The sequence below is a fragment of the Psychrobacter sp. HII-4 genome, assembly GCF_904846595.1.
Lineage (GTDB): Bacteria > Pseudomonadota > Gammaproteobacteria > Pseudomonadales > Moraxellaceae > Psychrobacter > Psychrobacter celer.
In genome coordinates this window covers 21,218-41,864 of the sequence record NZ_CAJHBJ010000003.1, presented here as the reverse complement: position 1 = coordinate 41,864, position 20,647 = coordinate 21,218, and the positions used below count along the sequence as shown (strand labels likewise).

Below are 20,647 nucleotides of genomic sequence, written 5' to 3'. Positions count from 1 at the left end.
ATACATAGGAATAATAAGCAAAATAAAGACCATGACCAGACACGGTAACCCAAGCCATGACAAAAAAACCCTCAAGCAGACGCGCCGCTAAAAACCGCACACCCAAAACCAGCCATCTGGAAAAGAGTAGCTCTGCCGGAGATGTCCGCATCATCGGTGGAGAACACAAGCGCCGTATCGTCCGATTCGTCGACGCCGAAGGCTTGCGTCCAACGCCCGACCGCCTGCGCGAGACACTATTCAACTGGTTACTGGCTGATATACACGGCGCTTATGTGCTCGACAGCTGTGCAGGCAGTGGGGTGTTGGGTTTTGAAGCACTGTCCCGCGGCGCCGCGCACACTACCTTTATCGAGCCAAATCCTGCCCAATGCCGCTTACTTGAGCAAAGCGCCACGCAGCTACGCTTAGAGACTCATCGTTATCAGATTATCCAAGGTACCGCCGAACACGTCCTGACGCACACTCAAACATTGCAACGTCACTTTGATATCGTCTTTATCGATCCGCCGTATGCGCAGGACTTATGGCAGCCTATCTTGACGACACTCATCGAGCAGTCGTTGATCACAAGCGACACGCTGCTATATCTTGAGGCAGACAAAGCACTAGAGGATCAATTGCAGCAATTGGCCGACCACCTTAGCCAATCAACGACCGGCGCGGCGCAGACAGAACCAACAAGCATCAGCTTTGATTGTCTAAAACAAACCAAAGTTGGCCAAGTTGTCGCTGGACTTTATCGGCTGGCACCGTCATAATTACAGCGTGCTTGCAAAAAGTGAGTGATGAGCAAATCGCTTTTCTTTGCCTGCTCGCTTTTAGCAAAGTCACGCAACACCTACAAAATGTCTAAAACCGCTTAAAAACTGGCCAAACGCTGCAGTTTGATGCATAAAGGCAAAAATAAACCCCAATGCAGCTTGCAAGCGTAGGCGCTACTGCTTATAATGTGCAGTCTGTTTTTTGAGAGCCCCGTTCCCAGCTAAACTCTCAACGAATTCTAATTTTAAGGTTTTATCATGAAAACACTTAGTGCAAAACCAGCTGAAGTGACCCATGACTGGTATGTCGTAGATGCTGACGGCAAAACTCTTGGTCGCTTAGCCACTCAAATTGCTACTCGCTTACGTGGCAAGCATAAAACTTCTTATACTCCGCACGTAGATACTGGTGACTTTATCGTTGTCATCAACGCAGAAAAAATCGCGGTAACGGGTAAAAAAGCACAAGATAAAAAGTACTATCGTCACAGTGGCTACCCAGGTGGTATCAAAGAAACCAACTTCACCAAGCTGATTGCACATAAGCCTGAAGATGTTCTATACAAAGCTGTTAAGGGTATGCTTCCAAAAGGTCCTCTTGGCTATGCGATGATTAAGAAGCTAAAGCTATATGCCGGGGAAGAACATCCACATACTGCACAGCAACCTAAAGAACTAGACATCTAAGGAGTCACTTATGGAACGCAATTACGGAACTGGTCGCCGCAAGACGTCTACTGCTCGTGTCTTTTTAGCGAAAGGTACTGGTGCTATCGTTGTTAACGGCAAACCACTTGATGAATACTTCAGCCGTGAAACTTCACGCATGGTCGTTCGTCAGCCACTAGAGTTACTAGACTCTGCTAACGAATACGATCTATACGTAACCGTTGCAGGCGGTGGTATCAGTGGTCAAGCGGGCGCAATCCGCCACGGCATCACGCGTGCATTGATCGAAGCTGACGAAACATTAAAGCCTGCTCTAAAATCAGCTGGTTTTGTTACTCGTGACTCACGTCAAGTCGAACGTAAGAAATTGGGTCTACGTAAAGCACGTAAACGTCCACAATTCTCAAAACGTTAATCAAAGCTATCTCTTATCTTTTTGCGATTGGCCGCTTTATCTCAAAACAGTCCTATTCGCATTAAGCCACAGAGTAGATTTGCAAAACCTTATAAGCTGGTCACAGCTTATAAGGTTTTTTTATGGCTGTTTTTCTAAGACTATTCTACAAAAACCTGCTACACGCAAAAACCACCTTGCAAAGTATTCAGCACTACCCCATCATGATAGTAACTTTTATTACCTCATCCTTATTATGAAAGCGCCAGAACAATACGACCCCAGCAAGCACCCAAAGACTGATGTATCAGGCTCACGCCCTGCGTCGCCTAACCATACGGCCAAAAACAACAGCAAATCACCGGCCATCCCTGCCGGTACGCCGACCATCACACAAAACCACAAACGCACCGCACAAGCAGAAAAAAAGCCTTTTGAATGGCAGTTTTTGTTGCCCAAATACTGGGGCATTTGGCTATTATTCTTTTTTATATTACCGATGATATATCTGCCACTACGTTGGCAGTTTTGGTTGGGCCGTAAGCTAGGTATTTTGGTTTATACCGTAGCAGGCTCGCGTCGGCGTGATACGCTGATAAACCTTAGGCTGGCCTTTCCAGAAAAACCAGAAGCTGAGCGCGAGCTGATGGCAAAGCAAGTGTTTGTCAATCAGGGCATCGGTGTGTTTGAGACCTTATGTGCTTGGTTCCGTCCTAATGTATTTACCCGTACGGTATCGATATCGGGTTTGCAGCACTTAGTCAACGCCCAAAACGAAGGGCGCGCGGTAATTTTACTGGGCGCGCACTATACGATGCTGGATTTGGGCGGTTTACTCTGTACGCAGTTTTTTGCCGCCGATTGTATGTATCGACCTCAAAACAATCCATTGCTCGATTGGTTTATCTACAATGGTCGCACCAATATCTTTGGTAAGCAAATCTCTAGCCGCGATATGCGCAGCCTAGTCACCTCAATCAAAGCCGGACACGTGATTTGGTACTCACCCGATCAGGATTATGGCCTCAAACAAGGGGTGATGGCACCGTTTTTTGGTGTACCAGCGGCCACCATTACCGCCGCCAGACGTATGGCAAAACTGGGTGACAAACAGCATCCACCTGCCCTCATGGCACTGCATACCTATCGGCAAACGCCTGATAACCTACCGCGAGGCAAACGTCCTCATTATCACCTGACCATTACCCCAGCGCTGGAAAACTATCCTAGTAATGATGAGGTGGCTGATGCAACACGTGTCAATGAGATATTAGAAGGACTGATTCGTATTGATCCGACTCAGTGGATGTGGTTCCATCGCCGCTTCAAAAACGGCCCTGATGGTCGTACAGATATTTATAAGTAGACATTGATACCCAAACAAAGCAGTAGGTAAATTTGTTATAATTTGCGCCATCAAATTGAGTCGTTGACGTCAATACCACTCTTTTACTTAAGTAAAAACACTAGGGCCTGTCCTCATTTTAAAAATGGCGATAAAAATGAGATAAATTGCCGCCAAACAAGGAAAATAGCGCAGATAATATCAAGATATTCGTCAGCTATTTGACACCGTTTGGCCAGATTTAGCCGTTTTTAGCCCATTTAGATGGCTATCGATTGAATTGAGGACACGCCCTAATAGCACTCTAATAAATTAAAAAGTAAACCAACCACGGATTTTTCATGACTAATCAAACTGACGCCCCTAATAAAGAACACAAACGCATCCTCACTGGCATCAAACCAACAGGTATCCCGCATCTAGGTAACTATGTCGGTGCCATTCGTCCAGCGATTGAGTCGATCCAAAATAGCGACGATGAAGCGTTTTTCTTTTTGGCTGACTACCACGGCATCATCGGCTGCTACGATCCTGCCGTCATCCATGAGTCAACCAAAATCATTGCTGCGACGTGGATTGCTTGTGGTCTTGACCCTGAGCGCGTGACTTTTTATCGTCAGTCGGATGTGCCTGAGATACCAGAGCTGGCTTGGATTTTGAACTGCTCATGCGCCAAAGGTCTGATGAACCGTGCCCATGCCTATAAAGCTGCCGTCGATATTAATATGGAAAAGGCAGATGTCGATCCAGACCAAGGCATCAACATGGGGCTGTTTGGCTATCCTGTGCTCATGGCGGCGGACATCTTGATGTTCAACGCCACCCACGTCCCTGTAGGCCGTGACCAAGTACAGCACATCGAGATGGCGCGTGACATCGCTGGCACCTTTAACCATCGCTATAAACCGCTCTTTACCCTCCCCTCAGCGGTCGTTGATGAAGACATCCCTCTGCTGACAGGGCTTGATGGTCGTAAGATGAGCAAAAGCTATAGCAACACCATTCCTCTATTCGGTGAGCCCAATCCGCAAGTCAGCGCTGAAAAGCAAATGCACAAAGCCATCATGAAAATCGTCACCAACTCGCAATTGCCGGATGAGCCAAAAGACCCTGATGACTCAGCACTTTTTGAGATTTACAAAGCCTTTGCCACTGCTGAAGAAATCGCGGATATGCGCGCACAGTATGCCGCTGGTATCGGCTGGGGTGATGCCAAGCAGGCATTGTTTGATAAAATAAATAGTGAGATTGCGCCATTTCGCGCGCGTTATGAGGAGCTGATGGCCAACCCCAAAGAGCTTGAAGAAATCTTACAAATGGGGGCTAACAAAGCGCGTCGCCATAGCCGCAAACAGTTAGACAAGGCGCGCCGTGCTATTGGAATACGTCCACTTGCCAAACTTAAATAGCGCCTTACGTGGCAAAGTACGTCGCCATCAGGACAGGTGCTAAACATGCAAACCTCAACGACCAAACAATCAGCCGCTTTAGATAAAGCGGCTTTGTCTGCTAGCACGCCTGACAAAAAAGACAGCACCGCTATCAGCCAAATACCGCTACGTATCTATCAAACGCCCGTACAACATCTGCCCGATGATCTGTACGTGCCGCCTGGGGCCTTTGCCATTTGGCTTGAGCAATTTGCCGGGCCACTTGATTTTTTATTGTATCTGGTCAAAAAAAACAACGTCGATCTCACGCAAATGCCCATCTTGCCTATCACAGAGCAGTATCTGGCTTATATCAGTGAGCTAGATACCGAGCATTTTGAGCTGGCGGGCGATTACTTACTGATGGCATCCACATTGATTGCGATCAAGTCTGAACTGCTGCTGCCCACGCCTGAGGTGCCAAGCGATGAGCGTGACCCAAAGGCAGAGCTGATCGAGCGCCTTGAAGAATACGCACAGATCAAGGCGGTCAGTCAACGCTTGGACAATCTGGTGCGTCTTGAGCGCGATGTGTTTTTGGCGATGGTCAGCATGCCCAGCACCGAAGTGATGAGCGCCGAATTACCTAGCTATTCACCAACTCTGTTGATCGATAGTTTGTTTAAGATGCAGTTGCAGCCTGATTATCAGATGCACACCATCAAAGTCGATGCCGTGCCGCTGTCTGATCGCATCGCCAGCATCAGCCGTCAGCTAAGCACAGATGGCGCGCGCTCATTTTATGAGCTGCTGGACAAAACCCAAGGTAAGATCGGTGTGGTGGTCAGCTTCGTTGCCGTACTGGAGCTGATAAAACGGCAGCTGGTTGGCGTTGTAAATACCGATTTAGAAAGCCGTCCTAACGATGCTGGTACTGATGCTGATAAAGAGGCTGCAGAAAACGACCACATAGGACAACTAACGCTACAGTGGCTGGCTTAATAGTTTTTAGTAGAGAATATATGCAATGACAGACAACCAGCACCAATCGCCAACACAGACGGACGATTATTTAGAGACGATGAGTAAGCATATCGAAGTGCTGTTGCACGCATCAGAGACACCTCTTACTGAGACGGTCTTAAAAAAACAGCTGTCGTTAACGGTCGAAGAGCTGACCCAAGCGCTAGAGCGGTTACAATTACGCTTAGCCAGCGGCGTGCTTAGGCTGTACAAGACCGCCAGTGGTTATCGGCTACAAATCTCTGACGACTATAGCGCGCTCATTCAGCGTGTGTTTCCGCAGCGCCAAGAGCGCCTAAGCCAAGCCCTGCTTGAGACTCTAAGCGTCATCGCCTATAAGCAGCCTGTGACCCGTAGCGATATCGAGCATGTCCGCGGCGTGACGCTATCGAGTAACATCTTGCGCCAACTGTTTGATAAAGGCTGGATCGTCGAGGAAGGCTATAAAGACACCTTAGGGCGCCCTGCACTGCTGCATACCACACCGCAGTTTTTGGACGCATTTGGGCTAACACATTTGGATGAACTGCCGCCTATGCCAGATATGGAAGCTATCCAAGCGATGTCCTAGAGTCTTGCTGCCATAAAAAAGGACAAACCACGCAAGGCTTGTCCTTTTTTTATACATAGTCGTTTGTTTCGAGGCCTAAACTTACTGATTTATGACGTCCACACCCTTTGGCGGGGTGAATTTAAACTGGCTACTACCAATACTCGGGTTTAGCTTGATATTGCTAAACTTGATAGAAGTAGTCTGACCCAAACTGTCATTGAGCACCATCATCACAGGCTTGCCGCCGCTAAAGCTCATCGACAGGCTCTTAAAGCTCGCACTATCAGCTTTTGGATAAAGCACGTAGTAGTTTTTATTATCATAAGGCTGGGTGATTTTGAAGTTTTTATCAATTTTACTGGGATCACCCGACAGCAATAACGCTGGCGTGTTGCCTACTTGGCTATCGACATTTTGTTTGGTCGCTTGCTCTAAGTCTTTATCATAGACCCACATCGAGTTGCCGTTGGCCACGATAAGCTGCTGCGATGGGGATTTGGTTTCCCAGCGAAAATTATTGGGACGCTGTACGCTCATCGTACCTGTGAAGGTGCCACTATTGGCGCCTTTGGTTGTTTGGCTAAAGTTTGCGGTCATACTTTTGGTGTTTGCCAAAAGCTTATTTAAGCGCTTAGCGGCCATTAAATTGTCCGCGGGGGCGGCGGTTGCTGATTGGCTGATCGCCATCATAGGAGCAGCCACGCCGAGTGATGTCATCAATACGCCTGTCAACGCACTGCTCATCAGTTTTTGTGTTAAAGTGGTTGGTTTGCTAGATAACGTCATACTCATTCCTCTCTCAACATGCAAATCGCATAAAAATAAAATGTCTTCATTAAAATTGTTTTTTCAATAAATGCTTATCTCGCGCCAAAAAATCAACGTGAGTAAACAATGCAGACAGTGTGCCAGTTTTTTTATTACACGCCTAGTCATCGTTTGCAATCTTTACTACGGCTGCCATACACGCTTGTAACTGATTGACGCGCGGCGACTGTACATCATAAACCAAACGCACTGCCCTATGGCGCGTGATTGGGCAAATTTTTTAGATTCCTTCCAAACCGGTCGTCTAATAGGCCAATAGCCGTCTTTTAAACTCGTAAGCTGGCAGATAATGGCTGATACAAAGCGCCCAACAAAACACTTAGCTCAAAACGCTCAATAACGTTCGTGAGAAATGACTGGCATAAAAAAAGCCCCTACTGCCCTCAGACAGTAGAAGCTTTTTTGTCGTCATTTTATACAAATGAAAGATAAATAAAATGACGTCGCATCATTGCTAAGCCGTTATAGGCCATGAATTATGCGCTTTCAACCGATACATAACGACGGTTGAACTTACCTTTGGTCGCAAACTTTACAACGCCGTCATTTAGGGCAAATAAAGTATGGTCACGACCCATGCCAACGCCTTCGCCTGCGTGGAACTCTGTACCACGTTGACGTACGATGATGTTACCAGCTGTGATAGCTTGGCCACCAAAGATTTTTACGCCGAGCATTTTTGGATTTGAATCACGACCGTTACGAGTCGAACCGGCAGCTTTTTTATGTGCCATGAGAAAATCTCCTTGTTAATGTGACTTACCGCCAATGCGATAACTCTTAAGCATTTAGTGCGCTAGTTTAGCGATAATCGCTAAATAGGGAATTAGGCATTAATGGCTTTGATTTTTAACAAGGTGTACCATTGGCGGTGACCTTGCTCTTTGTGATAGTGCTTACGACGGTTGTGCTTGATGATACGGATTTTTTCGCCGCGACCATGCTCAACCACTTCAACTTCTACGCTAGCGCCTTCAACAACAGGCTGACCGATTTTGACGTTATCGCCGTCAACAACCATCAACACGTCTTCTAGTTTGATTGTCTCGCCTTTTTCTGCTTTTAGTAGCTCAACTTTTAAAAGCTCATCGACGACAACGCGGTGCTGCTTACCACCAGTTTTGATTACTGCGTACATTGTATGACTCCGTTTAACCCGTGTGCCGTGGCTGATGTTATATCAACGCTTCGATAACGAACACGACAGGGAAAAATTAAAGGCAAGATTTTACGGCTTTTTGCTCATAAAAGCAAGCCGCGCCTCTTGTTTTTGTAAGGTGGTTATCTGAATACCATCGTCCGTATCTCTCCGCTTGTCAGTGACGATCAAGCTTTATAAAGGCGGCCGCTATTGCTATACACTTTTTATGGCCAGTAACTGTTTATAACTTACAATCAATGATTGTGAATGCCCAGTTGCTTAGTCTAGCAAATACGACGAATGGCTAATGCCTAACGGTGGCCATTATAGCTTATATAATCAGTGACTTACAGTGCTTTATTTGCTCTTTGGTTGTTTTTAACGCCTATTCTCGATTGGCTTTTAGCGTCTACCTTCCTAGCCCAGCACCTATCCGCATCAGCGCACTACACTTTAACCAACCATTCAAAAACACAGCTATGCTATTATAACCAAAACAACGCCTTTGCTATATAAGACCGAGGCTACCAAACTTTTTTATTTTGACTGATATGACGATTTATTATGACCAGCACCCTTTTAGACACGAATACGCCTAACGCTCAGCCCACGCCCAGCTATGCCGATATCCAAAGTATCGTGGCCGATGATTTTGAGATCATGGACAAACAAGTATTTGGCAGCCTGAACTCCAAAGTACAACTCGTCATGAGCGTCTCACAGCATGTGATCAATGCAGGGGGCAAACGTATGCGCCCACTTATCACCTTGCTATGTGCTCGTATGTTTGATGACAACCCATCACAATCAGCCATGCATTTGGCGGCCATCACAGAGATGCTGCATACTGCGACGCTGGTACACGATGATGTCATTGATGAGTCAGGTCAGCGCCGCGGCAAGCCCACAGCCAATGCCACGTGGGACAACGCCACCGCCGTACTGGTTGGTGATTATCTAATCGCCCGTGCCTTTAACTTATTGGTTGGTTTTCAAAGCTTGCCGCTATTGCAAGTATTCTCTGATGGTACCTGTGATATCGCTGAAGGCGAAGTATTGCAGCTACAGCATCAGCATAACCCTAAGGCCACTGAGACAGATTATCTCAACATCATCGATGGCAAAACCTCACGGCTGTTTATGATGGCGACCCAAGGCGCGGCTATTTTGCAAGGCAAAACTGAGTATATGGCTGCGCTAGGCGACTTTGGACAGCACTTTGGTAATGCATTTCAAATTATCGATGATGTCCTTGATTATAGTGGGGATAGTGAGGTAATGGGCAAAAACCTAGGCGATGATCTTGCAGAAGGCAAGCCTACTCTGCCAACTATCAAAGCACTTGGGCTTTTAAAAGACCAAAACCATGAGGGCTATGAGCAGCTAAGAATTGCGGTACAAACGGGTAAAACACCGAATGCTGAGCAGCTGATTGAGTTGGTACGCAGCTCCGGCGCATTAGATTACTGTAAACAGCGTGCACTAGAGGAGACGAGATTGGCACAGCAAGCACTGGGCACACTGCCTGACAACCGTTATCGTCAAGGTCTGTACCAGCTGACTGAGCTTGCTAGCGCACGATTAGTATAATGACATGTGAATCGTCTGTGTTATTAGCTAATTGAGACGGCTCATTTTTTAGCAGCGTTTTTGAGCAACCGAGCCATAAATATTCATTGATCAAAAGCAACAGTCTCTAAAAAGACACCCTCTTAAAACTGGTGTGTCAGCCAAATAGTTACCTTTCTTTAAGTTTCATAAATCCTGACGGCACTATAATTGTGTCAGGATTTTTTAATGGTTAAATACTGATTGACCACGCTCATTAGAAGCTACTGACTGGTCTAAGTCGCTATATTTTAAAGGTCATAATTAGGGGTTGATAAATTCGTCAATTTGTTGACAAAGCAGATTTTTGGCGGTTTCAAAACCTCAATAACACTATGGCTTTACAATTATAACAAAAAATTACAATAAATTTGCATAGCGGGTTGTATGTCTTCTTATTAGCTGCTAGTTGGTGTAGCAGTTACTATGGCGGGATTTTATTTACTCAGCGAGCACAGTGCGGTCAGTTTTTGTCAGCTTTCTTATCGTGAATCACTTGACTGTGGGGTTACCCCAATAGTTTATAATAACTCTTTAAATTTACTAACCTACTTTGTGGTCTGCCTAAACTTCTAATATCACATTTGCCAAATCGCGTCTCAATCAAACTCGCTACTGGCTGCCTTACTAGCGATTTTTATTAAATCCATTGACTCAAAGGTTGAGTATGACGTACTGGCATGAATGTGCAGAATAAGTAGACCCTCGATATTTCGTACATCAAAATTTATTGATAAACTTTTTATACTGCCATTATTCTTTATACATATTGCCGAGGACATTGATGAAGCATTCTACTCTTGCGCTTGTAATAGCATCTGTGCTATCTGGAGCTGTACTGGTTGGCTGTGACAAAAACGAGGACGCCGCTGGTGAGCAAGCCGCTCAGCAGCAGATGCCGCCTGCGGTCGTCAACGTCCAAACCGTCACATTTGATACCGTCCCTCAAGTACAGACATTCTCCGGACGTACCGCCGCGTATCAAACCGCTGACGTCCGCCCACAGGTCAATGGTGTCATCGACGAAGTGCTGTTCCGTGAAGGCAGTAACGTCAAAAAAGGCCAGCCCCTTTATCGTATCAATACCGACAACTATGCGTCTTCTGTCGCCAGTGGGCAAGCCGCGGTGCAACAAGCACAAGCCAACTATCAGACAGCACAGGCCAACAACGCCAATGCCAAAGCTGAGCTAGCCAGCCGCCAAGCATCATTGGCGCAGGCGCAAAACGACTTACAACGTCTGCAAGGGCTGGTCGATATCGATGCCATCTCCAAGCAGCAATACGAACAAGCACAAACCGCGGTACGCACCGCACAAGCTGCTGTACAAAGCGCGGCGGCCGCTGTCGCACAGACCCAAGCGGGCATCGAGAGTGCCAAAGCAGGCATTCAAACGGCTAAGGCTGGGCTACAAGCCAGCACGCTAGACCTCAACCGTACCATCGTACGTGCGCCATTGACGGGTCGCACGGGCCGCTCAAGCGTGACGGCGGGTACACTAGTGAGCGCAGGTCAGCCCGATCCGTTGGTGACCATCTCTCGCTTAGACCCTATCTATGTCGATATCAGTCAGTCATCATCTGAGCTACTAAAGCTACGCCAACAAATCTCTGAAGGCAAAGCACAGCCAGGTATGAACTCTGTGGAGCTGGTATTAGAAGACGGCTCGGTCTATCCGGTACGCGGTAAGCTTGCGCTTTCTGAGGCCAAAGTCGATGAATCCACAGGCGCGGTCACCTTGCGCGCGATTTTCCCAAATAGCAACAATATCTTGTTGCCAGGCATGTACGTCACCGCTCGCCTCACGCAGAGCGTCATCACCAACGCCGCCTTAGTACCACAAAGTGCGGTCATGCGTACGCCTAAAGGCGACACGCAAGTGTACATCGCTGACAAAAACAACAAAATCCAAGTGCGTCCAGTCACCATCAATGGTACTTATGATGGACAATGGATCGTCACAGATGGCCTGCAAGCGGGTGATAAAGTAGTTGTTATTGGTGGCTCGAAGGTCAAACCTGAGCAAGAAGTGGTGGTAAAACCACTAGAGAGCGCCAATCCAGCACCATCTGCAAAAGGTGCTGAGGCCAAAACACCGCAGCAAGCGGCAAAAACAATGGATAAGAAGCCAGCTGGTAATGACACCTCTGAAAACAACGCTACCAAAGAAAAATCAACAGAAGCCGCTGCTAACTAATTCCATTCAAAGATAGGAAGACTTAGGGATATACTATGTCACGTTTTTTTATTAATCGCCCTATTTTTGCATGGGTGCTGGCTATTTTGGTCATGCTCATCGGGGTGATATCGGTCATCAATCTACCGATTGAACAGTATCCACGTATTGCACCGCCGACGATTTCGGTGAGTGCCAGCTATCCTGGTGCCAACGCCCAGACCGTCGAAGACTCCGTTGTTCAGATCATTGAGCAACGTATGAAGGGCCTTGATGGCCTGATGTATATGTCATCGTCGAGCTCCTCAAACGGTAGCGGCTCTGTGACGCTCACTTTTGAAAACGGCACAGACCCTGATACGGCACAGGTACAAGTACAAAACAAACTACAAGCGGCCATGAGCTCGCTACCTGAGTCGGTGCAGCGTCAAGGCGTCAACGTCAACAAATCCTCCAGTAGCTTTTTGATGGTACAGGGTTTTATCTCCGAAGACGGTAGTATGGATCGTGCGGATATCGCCGACTATATCAACTCAAACGTCGTCGATCAGCTAAGCCGTGTTGAAGGGGTAGGTGAAGTACAGGTGTTCGGTTCGGCGTATGCTATGCGTATATGGCTGGACCCTGCGCGCTTGCGTAGCTACAACATGGTGCCCTCTGATGTGGTCAATGCGGTACGCGCGCAGAACGCGCAAGTCTCAGCCGGTCAGTTAGGGCAAGCACCTGCTGACACCGAACGACAAGTCATTAACGCCACCGTCACCGTACAGAGCTATCTACAAACTCCTGAAGAGTTTAAAGATATCTTGCTAAAAACAGACACCTCGGGCGCGCAAGTACGCCTCGGCGATGTCGCTGATGTCGAAATCGGTAGTGAAAACTATAGCATCATCTCCTTGTATAACGGTCAAGAAGCGGCAGGTCTAGGTATTTCATTGGCTGCAGGCGCAAACGCGTTAGAGACCCGTGAGGCGGTCGGCGCACGTATGGCGGAGCTTGAGAAAAACTTCCCAGCAGGCCTTATCTCTGTTGTGCCTTATGACACCACGCCGTTTGTGCGTTTGTCTATCGAGCAAGTGGTTCATACGCTTATCGAAGCCATTGTCTTGGTGTTTATCGTCATGTTTATTTTCTTACAGAACTGGCGCGCCACTATCATTCCAACCCTTGCTGTCCCTGTCGTACTCTTAGGTACGTTTGCGGTGTTGTATGTCGCAGGGTTTAGTATCAACGTATTGACGATGTTTGCAATGGTACTGTCCATCGGTCTACTGGTTGATGATGCGATCGTTGTTGTCGAAAACGTAGAGCGAATATTAGAAGAAAACCCTGATATTTCGGTCAAAGATGCAACCGTTCAGTCGATGGGCGAGATCAGTAAGATCGTTATTGGTATTGCGCTGATTTTGTCTGCCGTATTTGTACCGATGGCCTTCTTTGGCGGCTCGACAGGTGTTATTTATCGTCAGTTCTCTATCACCTTGATCACGAGCATGGCGCTGTCAGCCTTGGTGGCATTGGTGTTCACCCCTGCCCTATGTGTGACCTTGCTAAAACGTGGTAAGAGCCATGAAAAAGGCAGTACTGAACAACAAAAAGGCTTCTTTGGCTGGTTCAACCGCGGCTTCTTTAAGCTAAGCCGCTCTTATGAAAACTTCGTCGGCAAAAGTATTCGTTTTAAGTGGTTGTACCTGATCGGCTATGCCGCCATCATCGGTATCATGGCAGTGGTGTTCTTGCGTATTCCAGGTTCGTTTTTGCCAGAAGAAGACCAAGGTATTATGTTTACCTTAGTCCAGCTTCCTGCCGGCTCCACGCTAGATGAAACACAAGACGTGCTCGATAAAGTCAGTAACTATTACGACACGCAAGAAGGCGACAATATTGCCTCTGTCTTTACCGTTGCTGGTTTTAGTTTTGCAGGTCAAGGCCAAAACATGGGTCTGGCATTCGTTCGACTGTCAGATTGGGAGGAGCGCTCTGGGGAAGAGAATACCGCACAAGCGGTAGCAGATCGCGCGATGGGTTATTTCTTTACCCAGTTAAATGAAGCGCAAGTTTTTGCTATCGTGCCGCCAGCCATTACTGAGCTTGGTAATGCCAGTGGTTTTGATTTGATGCTACAAGACAGTGGTAACCTTGGACACGAAGGGTTACTTGAAGCCCGTAATATGCTCTTAGGCATGGCAGCACAGAACGATAAAGTATCTGGCGTGCGTCCTAACGGACAAGAAGACTCACCGCAGCTCAAGGTCAATATCAACCAAGAGCAAGCAGCGGCTTATGGCCTATCGCTTGGCAGCATCAATAGTGTTATTTCTACGGCTTGGGGCTCGAGCTATATCAACGACTTCGTCGATCGTGGTCGTATCAAACGTGTCTATGTTCAAGGTGAAGCCAGTAGCCGTACCAATCCTGATGACATCGGTAAGTGGTATGTACGTAATGATACGGGCGACATGATTTCATTTGATGCATTCTCTAGCAGTGAATGGCAGTCAGGGTCACCGCGTCTGACGCGTTATAACAGCTTACCTTCGATGAATATTCAGGGTAGCGCCGCTCCAGGCTTGAGTACTGGTGAAGCGATGAGCGCGATGGAAGCGATGATTGACAAGTTGCCTGAAGGCATCAGCTATGAGTGGACGGGTATGTCATTAGAAGAGCAAAAGTCAGGCGCCCAAGCGCCGATGCTTTATGCGCTTTCAATCCTCGTCGTATTCTTGTGCTTGGCGGCACTATATGAGAGCTGGTCTATCCCCTTCTCTGTCCTACTGGTGATTCCACTTGGGGTATTGGGTGCGGTGATATTTACGTGGTTACGCGGTTTTGCTAACGACATCTACTTGCAAGTGGGTCTACTCACCGTCGTTGGTTTGTCCGCCAAAAACGCCATCTTGATTATTGAATTTGCCAAAGAACACCAAGAAGAAGGCTATAGTCTCAGAGAGGCCGTCATGACCGCAGCACGTCAACGTCTGCGTCCAATTATCATGACCTCACTTGCCTTTGGGCTCGGTGTTGTGCCATTATTCCTCGCCACAGGACCAGGTTCGGGCAGTCAGAATGCTATTGGCACCAGTGTGGTCGGTGGTGTCTTAACCGCTACCTTCCTCGGCATCTTCTTTATTCCGATGTTCTTTATTTGGGTGCGCAGCATGTTCCCTTATAAGGGCAATGAAGCTCACAATGGTAATGGTAAAGGGGATGATGATAACCATCCAGGTGGTAACGGCGGCGGTGATAATCCGGTCCCATCTGCCTCTACAGAAGATAAGCAATCATTAACTCCTCCTGCGAGTTATCAGCCTGTAAGCCTTGGAGATAATACACAATGAGTTCTTTATTCTTAACCTCTAACTCAGCCGTAAGAGCGATAAGCTCTAAAGCTTTACTAGCTACTGGTAAATCATCACGTTTACTTGGCCTGAGCGTGCTAGCTCTGAGTATGGCCGCTTGTAATACTATCCCTAAAGCAGATACAAGCCTCGTTCTCGCCGAACCTAACCTGCCGATCGAGCAAGCTTATGGCGCTTTTGGTGATGAGACTGTCAGCACCTCTGAGCAGCCTAGTATCGCCGGACAGCGTTGGCAGGATTTTTATAGCGATGAGCGCCTAAAAGGTCTGATTGCGTTAGGACTGAAAAATAACAAAGACTTTGAGAGTGCGCGCCTTGCAATTGAGAAAGCGCGCGCGCAATATCAAATCACTGACATCAATGATTTGCCTGCGATCAACGCCAGTGGCGGCTACACGCGTCAAGCGCAAAATAGCGCCGACAAAAACCCCAATAGCAGCTATAACGTCAACCTAGGCTTGGCCAACTATGAGCTGGATTTTTGGGGCAAAATTGCCAGCTTAAAAGATCAAGCCTTGCAAAATTTCTTAGCGACGAGCGCCGCCAAAGACGCCACGCAAATCAGCCTGATTAGTAACATCGCCCAAAGCTATGCCAACCTAAGCTATAGCTTGGCGCAGCTAAAACTGGCAGAAGCCACTGCTGAGAGCCGTGAGCGCTCGCTGTTTATTGCCGACAAACGCTTTGAAGCTGGGGTCGATCCCAAACTGCCCTCATTACAAGCCAGCGCGTCTTTAGAAAATGCCAGACTGGCGGTACTACGCGCCCAGAGTAGTATTTTGACCTCGCGTAATGCTTTGCAGTATCTGATTGGCGCCCCGATTCCGAATGAGCTGATTCCAGCGCCTGCCGTCAGCAATATCACAAGCCAGCAGATCTTTAATGCAGGCTTGCCAAGTGAGCTTCTGCGTTATCGCCCTGACGTCCTACAAGCAGAGTACAGCCTCAAAGCGGCAGGTGCCAATATCGAAGTGGCACGCGCCTCTTACTTCCCCTCTATCAGCCTAGCCAGTAGTGTGGGCGTGAGTAGTGGTAGTTTGGATGACTTGTTTAAGAGCGGCTCGGTGGGCTGGTCGTTTGGCCCAAGTATTAGCGTGCCTATCTTTGATGCAGGTCGCCTAGATGCCAACTACGACGTGGCCAAAATCGAGCGCGAGCAGACCTTGGCAAACTACGAAAAATCTATCCAAACCGCCTTCCGTGAAGTGTCAGATGTATTGGCCACACGTGCAACGCTAGGACAGCAGCTCGAAGCACAGTATCGTCTACAAGACAACTTTGAGCAGACCTATCAGATAGCAGATGCACGCTTTAAAGCTGGTATCGCAAACTATCTAGACGTACTCGATGCCCAGCGCTCGCTGTTCTCAACTCAGCAAGGTATCTTGGATTTGGAGCTACAAAAAATCGTCAGCCAAATCGAGCTATACCAAGCGCTCGGTGGCGGTGCCAACCTTGATGTACCAACAGCCATTCCCGTACCGCATAAAAACTTGGTACAATTGGTCAACTTACCTGCTAGCACCAACAAAGCAAAAGCAGTAAACGCTATCGAGGCTGCCAGCTCAGCACGGGTAGCCTCGCCGCAAGAAGCAGGTGCAATCAAGCAAGCGCAGGCCAAAGAAACCGCGAGCTTTGAGCCAACCGCGGTGGTCGATGTCAATGACGATGGTACAACAGATGCTGCGGTCGGGGTGATCACCGAAAAAACCACCTTTGACACCAGTACAGAGACCGTCCCTGTGACCCAGATCGTTGAACCATAAGCAGTCTTAACGAGGGCAAGGCAACACAACGCCCCTCACCCTAGCAGTCGATACGTACCATCAGCCCTACCGACTTGGTAGGGCTTTTTGCTTTTGACCGTGGCTATTGGGTATAGTAGTCAGACCATACTAGCCAGCCTCACATAGCCGTATCAGACGGCAACGCTTAAAACAGGTAAACCCATCAAACAAAACAAATATAAGGAATGATTATGAGCTATACCTTTAACCGTCAATATCCTGCCACTCGCTTGCGCCGCTTGCGTTATAACGACAATGTACGCGCGATGATTCGTGAAGTGGAGCTACACCCCAAACACTTTATCGCCCCTGTTTTTGTCTTAGAAGGTAAAAATCAGCGTGAGGCCATCTCTAGCATGCCAGGTGTTGAGCGTTTATCGATTGACTTGTTAATCAACTACGCTAAAGAACTGCTTGCTGAAGGCGTGACCACCATCGACATCTTCCCTGTCATTGATGGCAGCCTAAAAACCGCCAATGGCGAAGCGGCGTATGATGCCAATGGACTTGCTGCACGTGCCGTCAGCGCGCTCAAAGACGCCGTACCAGAAATGGTGGTGATGACTGACGTGGCACTGGACCCGTATACCTCACATGGCCAAGATGGTCTGCTCGACGATAGTGGCTATGTCATCAACGATGCCACCATCGAGGTATTGGTCAAGCAAGCACTCGTCCATGCTAGAGCTGGCGCTGATATCATCTCTCCAAGTGATATGATGGATGGCCGTATCAAAGCCATGCGTGATGCCTTTGAGGCCGAGGGCTTTGCCAATACCGCTATCATGGCTTATTCTGCCAAATACGCCTCGGCTTATTACGGACCATTCCGTGATGCTGTCGGCAGTGCAGGCAACCTAAAAGGTGGGCACAAAAAACAATATCAGATGGACTTTGGTAATCGTGCTGAGGCACTGCATGAAGTCGCTATGGACATCAACGAAGGCGCCGATATGGTGATGATTAAACCCGGTCAGCCTTATCTGGATTTGATTCGCGAAGTCAAAAACACCTTTGGTGTGCCGACCTTTGCGTATCAAGTCTCAGGCGAGTATGCCATGCACATGGCAGCGATTCAAAACGGCTGGCTGAGCGATGCGGTGATTTTAGAATCGTTAATCGGTTTTCGCCGTGCAGGCGCCGACGGTATCTTGACCTATTTTGCCTTAGAGGCAGCGCGTCAGCTAAATAACGCTTAAAGATAAGTTTAATCAGTAGTTTATCTTTCAAAAACGCCCCAGCTAACATCGGTCAGCTGGGGCGTTTTTTTGTTGTGGTATTTTTTATCAGTATCCGTTAGCCTCTGTCGGTAAACCTCTTAAACACACAGACAATTTGATAAATGGTCACTTTAAAATAAACTTATACCTTATCACGCTGATGTGGTGAATGAAAATCAATCGCAGGCCCGACAGGGACGATACGTGTTGGATTGATATTGGTATGACTGCCATAATAGTGTTGCTTGATATGCGTCATATTGACCGTCTCTGCAACGCCTGGCACTTGATACAACTCTCGTAGATAGCCCCATAGATTGGGATAATCAACAATACGGCGTATGTTGCATTTAAAATGACCAAAATACACACTATCAAAACGCACAAGCGTGGTAAATAAGCGCCAATCTGCTTCTGTGATCGTCTGGCCGACCAAGTAGCGCTGCTGGGACAAGCGCGCCTCGAGCATGTCTAACGCCTCAAATAGCGCCGTCACTGCCTCTTCATAAGCAGCTTGCGTGGTAGCAAACCCTGCCTTATAGACGCCATTGTTTACCGCTGTATAGACCCTATCGTTGATCTCATCGATTTCGGCCAACTTCTCTGCTGGCAAAAAGTTACCAGCACGCGCGCCGACCTCATCAAAGGCGGTGTTAAACATACGGATAATCTCTGATGACTCATTGCTGACGATGGTGTTGGTTTTTTTATCCCATAAGATAGGTACCGTGACGCGTCCTGTATAATCAGGCTTCGCCGCAACGTATATCTCGTAAGCATAATCGGCATCGTGTAGCGGATCAGCAATCACGCCCTCGCCTGCGGCAAACGTCCAGCCCTTATCACCCATAAACGGATGCACGACCGACAACGACACCATATCCTCCAAGCCCTTGAGCTTACGATAAATGGTGGTGCGATGCGCCCAAGGGCAAGCCAGCGATACATACAGATGATAACGGTTTGGCTCGGCTTTAAAACCGCCTACCCCTGATGGGCCTGCGCTACCATCTGCGGTCACCCAGTTTCTAAAGCCTGCGTCCTCACGCTGAAAACGCCCCCCACTGGATTTTGTGTCATACCACTGATCTTGCCACTTTCCCTCGACTAATAACCCCATAATCTATCCCATTCTACGTTAATATCATCATAGCCTTGTCACCGTCATCATTGAGTCCTGACATCAAACAAAACAGTCTGTACAACGACCTCTGATCAAAACCATTGCTTTTTTATGACAACCACTGAGCCATTATGACAACCATAGTAACATCAATGCCGGTGATATCTCTATGCAGCTTTATTCTTAGTGCTTATCACCCACAGAACACCAGCCAAACGCATCAGATAAATCGCTGGCAGTCGCCAAACTGTAGAGGAAAGGCCATAAAAAGCTTCAATATCGAAGGAATTATAAGTATTTTCATAATAATTCAATTTTTTTATAAAAAAGGCTTGCAAAGTCTTAAAAACTTGCTAAAATGCTCAACCTAAATAGGCGTATAGCTCAGTTGGTTAGAGCGCTACCTTGACATGGTAGAGGTCGCTAGTTCGAATCTAGTTACGCCTACCAGATTCGAAAGCCCCACTCTTAAGATTGGGGCTTTTTTTATGCCCGTAATATGAGGGCTGTAGCGGAATAGATAGATTAATATTAATTAGACTTTAGACCTTTCTACATTTAAACAATTAGCACTGAAAAATCTGTGTGCCCAAAATGTGCCCAAGTTGCGCCTTCCCTTAATTTTTCCTATTTATCAATATAGTCTTTTTGACCTCTACTCTAGTTGTTCTAAAACCACCCTAAAACTAATTTACTTTTCTTCATCTAGCGACTCGTTAGGTACATAAGTAAATAAGTCGCCTACGCCAATATCTAATGCTTCACAAATCTTATCCATAGTCTCGAAATCGATTCTTGATGTTTGCTCATTATAGATCTTGTGCATAGTCGACTTGCTAATTCCTGTCATTCTTATCAAATCTGCCACTTTCATACGCCGTTCAGCTAGTAGTACCGGTAAATTACATAAAATCATCAATAATTCCTTAATAGACTAAAAAAGTACTTGCATCGACTTACGATAGCTAGTAAAGTACTTCTATCGAATAACAAAATACTTTCATAGAATTATTTGTTATCTCGATAAAAAAACCTAGTTATTTAATTGGCTTACAAGGAATTTATTATGTCACATACCTACCTAACTACCCAAGAGCTTTCTGAGCTCATTAAGTATAACCCTCGTACGATACGTAATGAGCTCAAAGATACTGTGCTTATCGAAGGTATTCATTACATCCGGCCGTTTGGTGGACGCAAAATTTTATATGTTTGGGAAGAGATCGAAAAAGATATGCGTACTGGTATTACCGGTAGCATCAACGCTATGGCACTACAATAAGGAGA

Annotated in this window: 18 protein-coding genes and 1 tRNA gene; 14 read left to right on the top strand and 5 right to left on the bottom strand. The window is 47.2% G+C overall.

The genetic code is table 11. The features are described from left to right. Window positions 1-56 precede the first annotated feature (56 nt). The 7 genes from rsmD to scpB all read left to right on the top strand — a co-directional run bounded on the left by rsmD (window position 57) and on the right by scpB (window position 6,136). Window positions 57-761, top strand: coding sequence for a 16S rRNA (guanine(966)-N(2))-methyltransferase RsmD (gene rsmD, locus JMX98_RS02990; RefSeq protein ID WP_201584613.1), 705 nt, complete (start codon window positions 57-59; stop codon window positions 759-761). A gap of 261 nt (window positions 762-1,022) precedes the next feature. After that, window positions 1,023-1,451, top strand: coding sequence for a 50S ribosomal protein L13 (gene rplM / locus JMX98_RS02985; RefSeq protein ID WP_075100632.1), 429 nt, complete (start codon window positions 1,023-1,025; stop codon window positions 1,449-1,451). 10 nt (window positions 1,452-1,461) lie between these two features. Beyond that, window positions 1,462-1,848 (top strand): 30S ribosomal protein S9, encoded by a 387-nt coding sequence (rpsI, locus tag JMX98_RS02980; protein ID WP_075100631.1) that lies wholly within the window; start codon window positions 1,462-1,464, stop codon window positions 1,846-1,848. Between the two features lie 235 nt (window positions 1,849-2,083). Further along, window positions 2,084-3,193, top strand: coding sequence for a lipid A biosynthesis acyltransferase (locus JMX98_RS02975; RefSeq protein WP_201584610.1), 1,110 nt, complete (start codon window positions 2,084-2,086; stop codon window positions 3,191-3,193). 320 nt (window positions 3,194-3,513) lie between these two features. Beyond that, complete coding sequence (locus JMX98_RS02970) at window positions 3,514-4,581, top strand: tryptophan--tRNA ligase (RefSeq protein ID WP_201584607.1); 1,068 nt, start codon at window positions 3,514-3,516, stop codon at window positions 4,579-4,581. 45 nt (window positions 4,582-4,626) lie between these two features. Beyond that, window positions 4,627-5,544: a segregation and condensation protein A gene (locus tag JMX98_RS02965; RefSeq protein WP_227679999.1), complete on the top strand. Its 918-nt coding sequence runs from the start codon at window positions 4,627-4,629 to the stop codon at window positions 5,542-5,544. A gap of 25 nt (window positions 5,545-5,569) precedes the next feature. After that, window positions 5,570-6,136, top strand: a complete 567-nt coding sequence (gene scpB, locus JMX98_RS02960; RefSeq protein WP_201584604.1) for an SMC-Scp complex subunit ScpB — start codon at window positions 5,570-5,572, stop codon at window positions 6,134-6,136. A gap of 81 nt (window positions 6,137-6,217) precedes the next feature. Here scpB and lolA read toward each other — a convergent pair whose 3' ends face one another. From lolA to rplU, 3 genes are all read right to left on the bottom strand, one after another. Further along, complete coding sequence (gene lolA, locus JMX98_RS02955) at window positions 6,218-6,904, bottom strand: outer membrane lipoprotein chaperone LolA (RefSeq protein ID WP_201584601.1); 687 nt, start codon at window positions 6,902-6,904, stop codon at window positions 6,218-6,220. Between the two features lie 518 nt (window positions 6,905-7,422). Further along, window positions 7,423-7,680 (bottom strand): 50S ribosomal protein L27, encoded by a 258-nt coding sequence (rpmA, locus tag JMX98_RS02950; protein WP_075100627.1) that lies wholly within the window; start codon window positions 7,678-7,680, stop codon window positions 7,423-7,425. A 92-nt stretch (window positions 7,681-7,772) separates the two neighbouring features. Further along, entirely contained in the window at window positions 7,773-8,084 is a 312-nt protein-coding gene (gene rplU, locus JMX98_RS02945) for a 50S ribosomal protein L21 (protein WP_075100626.1), read from the bottom strand. Between the two features lie 567 nt (window positions 8,085-8,651). On the opposite strand from rplU, the gene JMX98_RS02940 reads away from it, so the two are divergent. From JMX98_RS02940 to hemB, 5 genes are all read left to right on the top strand, one after another. Next, on the top strand, window positions 8,652-9,677 hold the full coding sequence (locus tag JMX98_RS02940) for a polyprenyl synthetase family protein (protein WP_201584598.1): 1,026 nt from the start codon (window positions 8,652-8,654) through the stop codon (window positions 9,675-9,677). A gap of 802 nt (window positions 9,678-10,479) precedes the next feature. After that, window positions 10,480-11,892, top strand: a complete 1,413-nt coding sequence (locus tag JMX98_RS02935) for an efflux RND transporter periplasmic adaptor subunit (protein ID WP_201584595.1) — start codon at window positions 10,480-10,482, stop codon at window positions 11,890-11,892. 35 nt (window positions 11,893-11,927) lie between these two features. After that, window positions 11,928-15,209 (top strand): efflux RND transporter permease subunit, encoded by a 3,282-nt coding sequence (locus JMX98_RS02930; protein ID WP_201584592.1) that lies wholly within the window; start codon window positions 11,928-11,930, stop codon window positions 15,207-15,209. Further along, window positions 15,206-16,996, top strand: a complete 1,791-nt coding sequence (locus JMX98_RS02925) for an efflux transporter outer membrane subunit (RefSeq protein WP_201584589.1) — start codon at window positions 15,206-15,208, stop codon at window positions 16,994-16,996. The genes JMX98_RS02930 and JMX98_RS02925 overlap by 4 nt, the downstream gene beginning before the upstream one ends. A 212-nt stretch (window positions 16,997-17,208) precedes the next feature. Beyond that, the gene (gene hemB / locus JMX98_RS02920) at window positions 17,209-18,216 is read left to right on the top strand and encodes a porphobilinogen synthase (protein WP_201584585.1); all 1,008 of its coding nucleotides are present in this window, start codon (window positions 17,209-17,211) and stop codon (window positions 18,214-18,216) included. Between the two features lie 163 nt (window positions 18,217-18,379). Here the strand turns inward: hemB and JMX98_RS02915 are convergent, their stop codons facing one another. Then, entirely contained in the window at window positions 18,380-19,357 is a 978-nt protein-coding gene (locus JMX98_RS02915) for a glutathione S-transferase family protein (protein ID WP_201584582.1), read from the bottom strand. 376 nt (window positions 19,358-19,733) lie between these two features. On the opposite strand from JMX98_RS02915, the gene JMX98_RS02910 reads away from it, so the two are divergent. Beyond that, a tRNA-Val gene (locus tag JMX98_RS02910) sits at window positions 19,734-19,810 on the top strand. Between the two features lie 241 nt (window positions 19,811-20,051). Here JMX98_RS02910 and JMX98_RS02905 read toward each other — a convergent pair. Continuing rightward, on the bottom strand, window positions 20,052-20,276 hold the full coding sequence (locus JMX98_RS02905; protein WP_071001997.1) for a helix-turn-helix domain-containing protein: 225 nt from the start codon (window positions 20,274-20,276) through the stop codon (window positions 20,052-20,054). 150 nt (window positions 20,277-20,426) lie between these two features. On the opposite strand from JMX98_RS02905, the gene JMX98_RS02900 reads away from it, so the two are divergent. Beyond that, complete coding sequence (locus JMX98_RS02900; protein WP_093068677.1) at window positions 20,427-20,642, top strand: hypothetical protein; 216 nt, start codon at window positions 20,427-20,429, stop codon at window positions 20,640-20,642. The last annotated feature ends 5 nt before the right edge of the window (window positions 20,643-20,647 follow it).

Excerpts from the sequence above, each read along its gene's own strand:
- rsmD (WP_201584613.1), top strand. The coding sequence starts at position 57 with ATGACAAAAAAACCCTCAAGCAGACGCGCCGCTAAAAACCGCACACCC.
- rplM (WP_075100632.1), top strand. The coding sequence starts at position 1,023 with ATGAAAACACTTAGTGCAAAACCAGCTGAAGTGACCCATGACTGGTAT.
- rpsI (WP_075100631.1), top strand. The coding sequence starts at position 1,462 with ATGGAACGCAATTACGGAACTGGTCGCCGCAAGACGTCTACTGCTCGT.
- JMX98_RS02975 (WP_201584610.1), top strand. The coding sequence starts at position 2,084 with ATGAAAGCGCCAGAACAATACGACCCCAGCAAGCACCCAAAGACTGAT.
- JMX98_RS02970 (WP_201584607.1), top strand. The coding sequence starts at position 3,514 with ATGACTAATCAAACTGACGCCCCTAATAAAGAACACAAACGCATCCTC.
- JMX98_RS02965 (WP_227679999.1), top strand. The coding sequence starts at position 4,627 with ATGCAAACCTCAACGACCAAACAATCAGCCGCTTTAGATAAAGCGGCT.
- scpB (WP_201584604.1), top strand. The coding sequence starts at position 5,570 with ATGACAGACAACCAGCACCAATCGCCAACACAGACGGACGATTATTTA.
- lolA (WP_201584601.1), bottom strand. The coding sequence starts at position 6,904 with ATGACGTTATCTAGCAAACCAACCACTTTAACACAAAAACTGATGAGC.
- rpmA (WP_075100627.1), bottom strand. The coding sequence starts at position 7,680 with ATGGCACATAAAAAAGCTGCCGGTTCGACTCGTAACGGTCGTGATTCA.
- rplU (WP_075100626.1), bottom strand. The coding sequence starts at position 8,084 with ATGTACGCAGTAATCAAAACTGGTGGTAAGCAGCACCGCGTTGTCGTC.
- JMX98_RS02940 (WP_201584598.1), top strand. The coding sequence starts at position 8,652 with ATGACCAGCACCCTTTTAGACACGAATACGCCTAACGCTCAGCCCACG.
- JMX98_RS02935 (WP_201584595.1), top strand. The coding sequence starts at position 10,480 with ATGAAGCATTCTACTCTTGCGCTTGTAATAGCATCTGTGCTATCTGGA.
- JMX98_RS02930 (WP_201584592.1), top strand. The coding sequence starts at position 11,928 with ATGTCACGTTTTTTTATTAATCGCCCTATTTTTGCATGGGTGCTGGCT.
- JMX98_RS02925 (WP_201584589.1), top strand. The coding sequence starts at position 15,206 with ATGAGTTCTTTATTCTTAACCTCTAACTCAGCCGTAAGAGCGATAAGC.
- hemB (WP_201584585.1), top strand. The coding sequence starts at position 17,209 with ATGAGCTATACCTTTAACCGTCAATATCCTGCCACTCGCTTGCGCCGC.
- JMX98_RS02915 (WP_201584582.1), bottom strand. The coding sequence starts at position 19,357 with ATGGGGTTATTAGTCGAGGGAAAGTGGCAAGATCAGTGGTATGACACA.
- JMX98_RS02905 (WP_071001997.1), bottom strand. The coding sequence starts at position 20,276 with ATGATTTTATGTAATTTACCGGTACTACTAGCTGAACGGCGTATGAAA.
- JMX98_RS02900 (WP_093068677.1), top strand. The coding sequence starts at position 20,427 with ATGTCACATACCTACCTAACTACCCAAGAGCTTTCTGAGCTCATTAAG.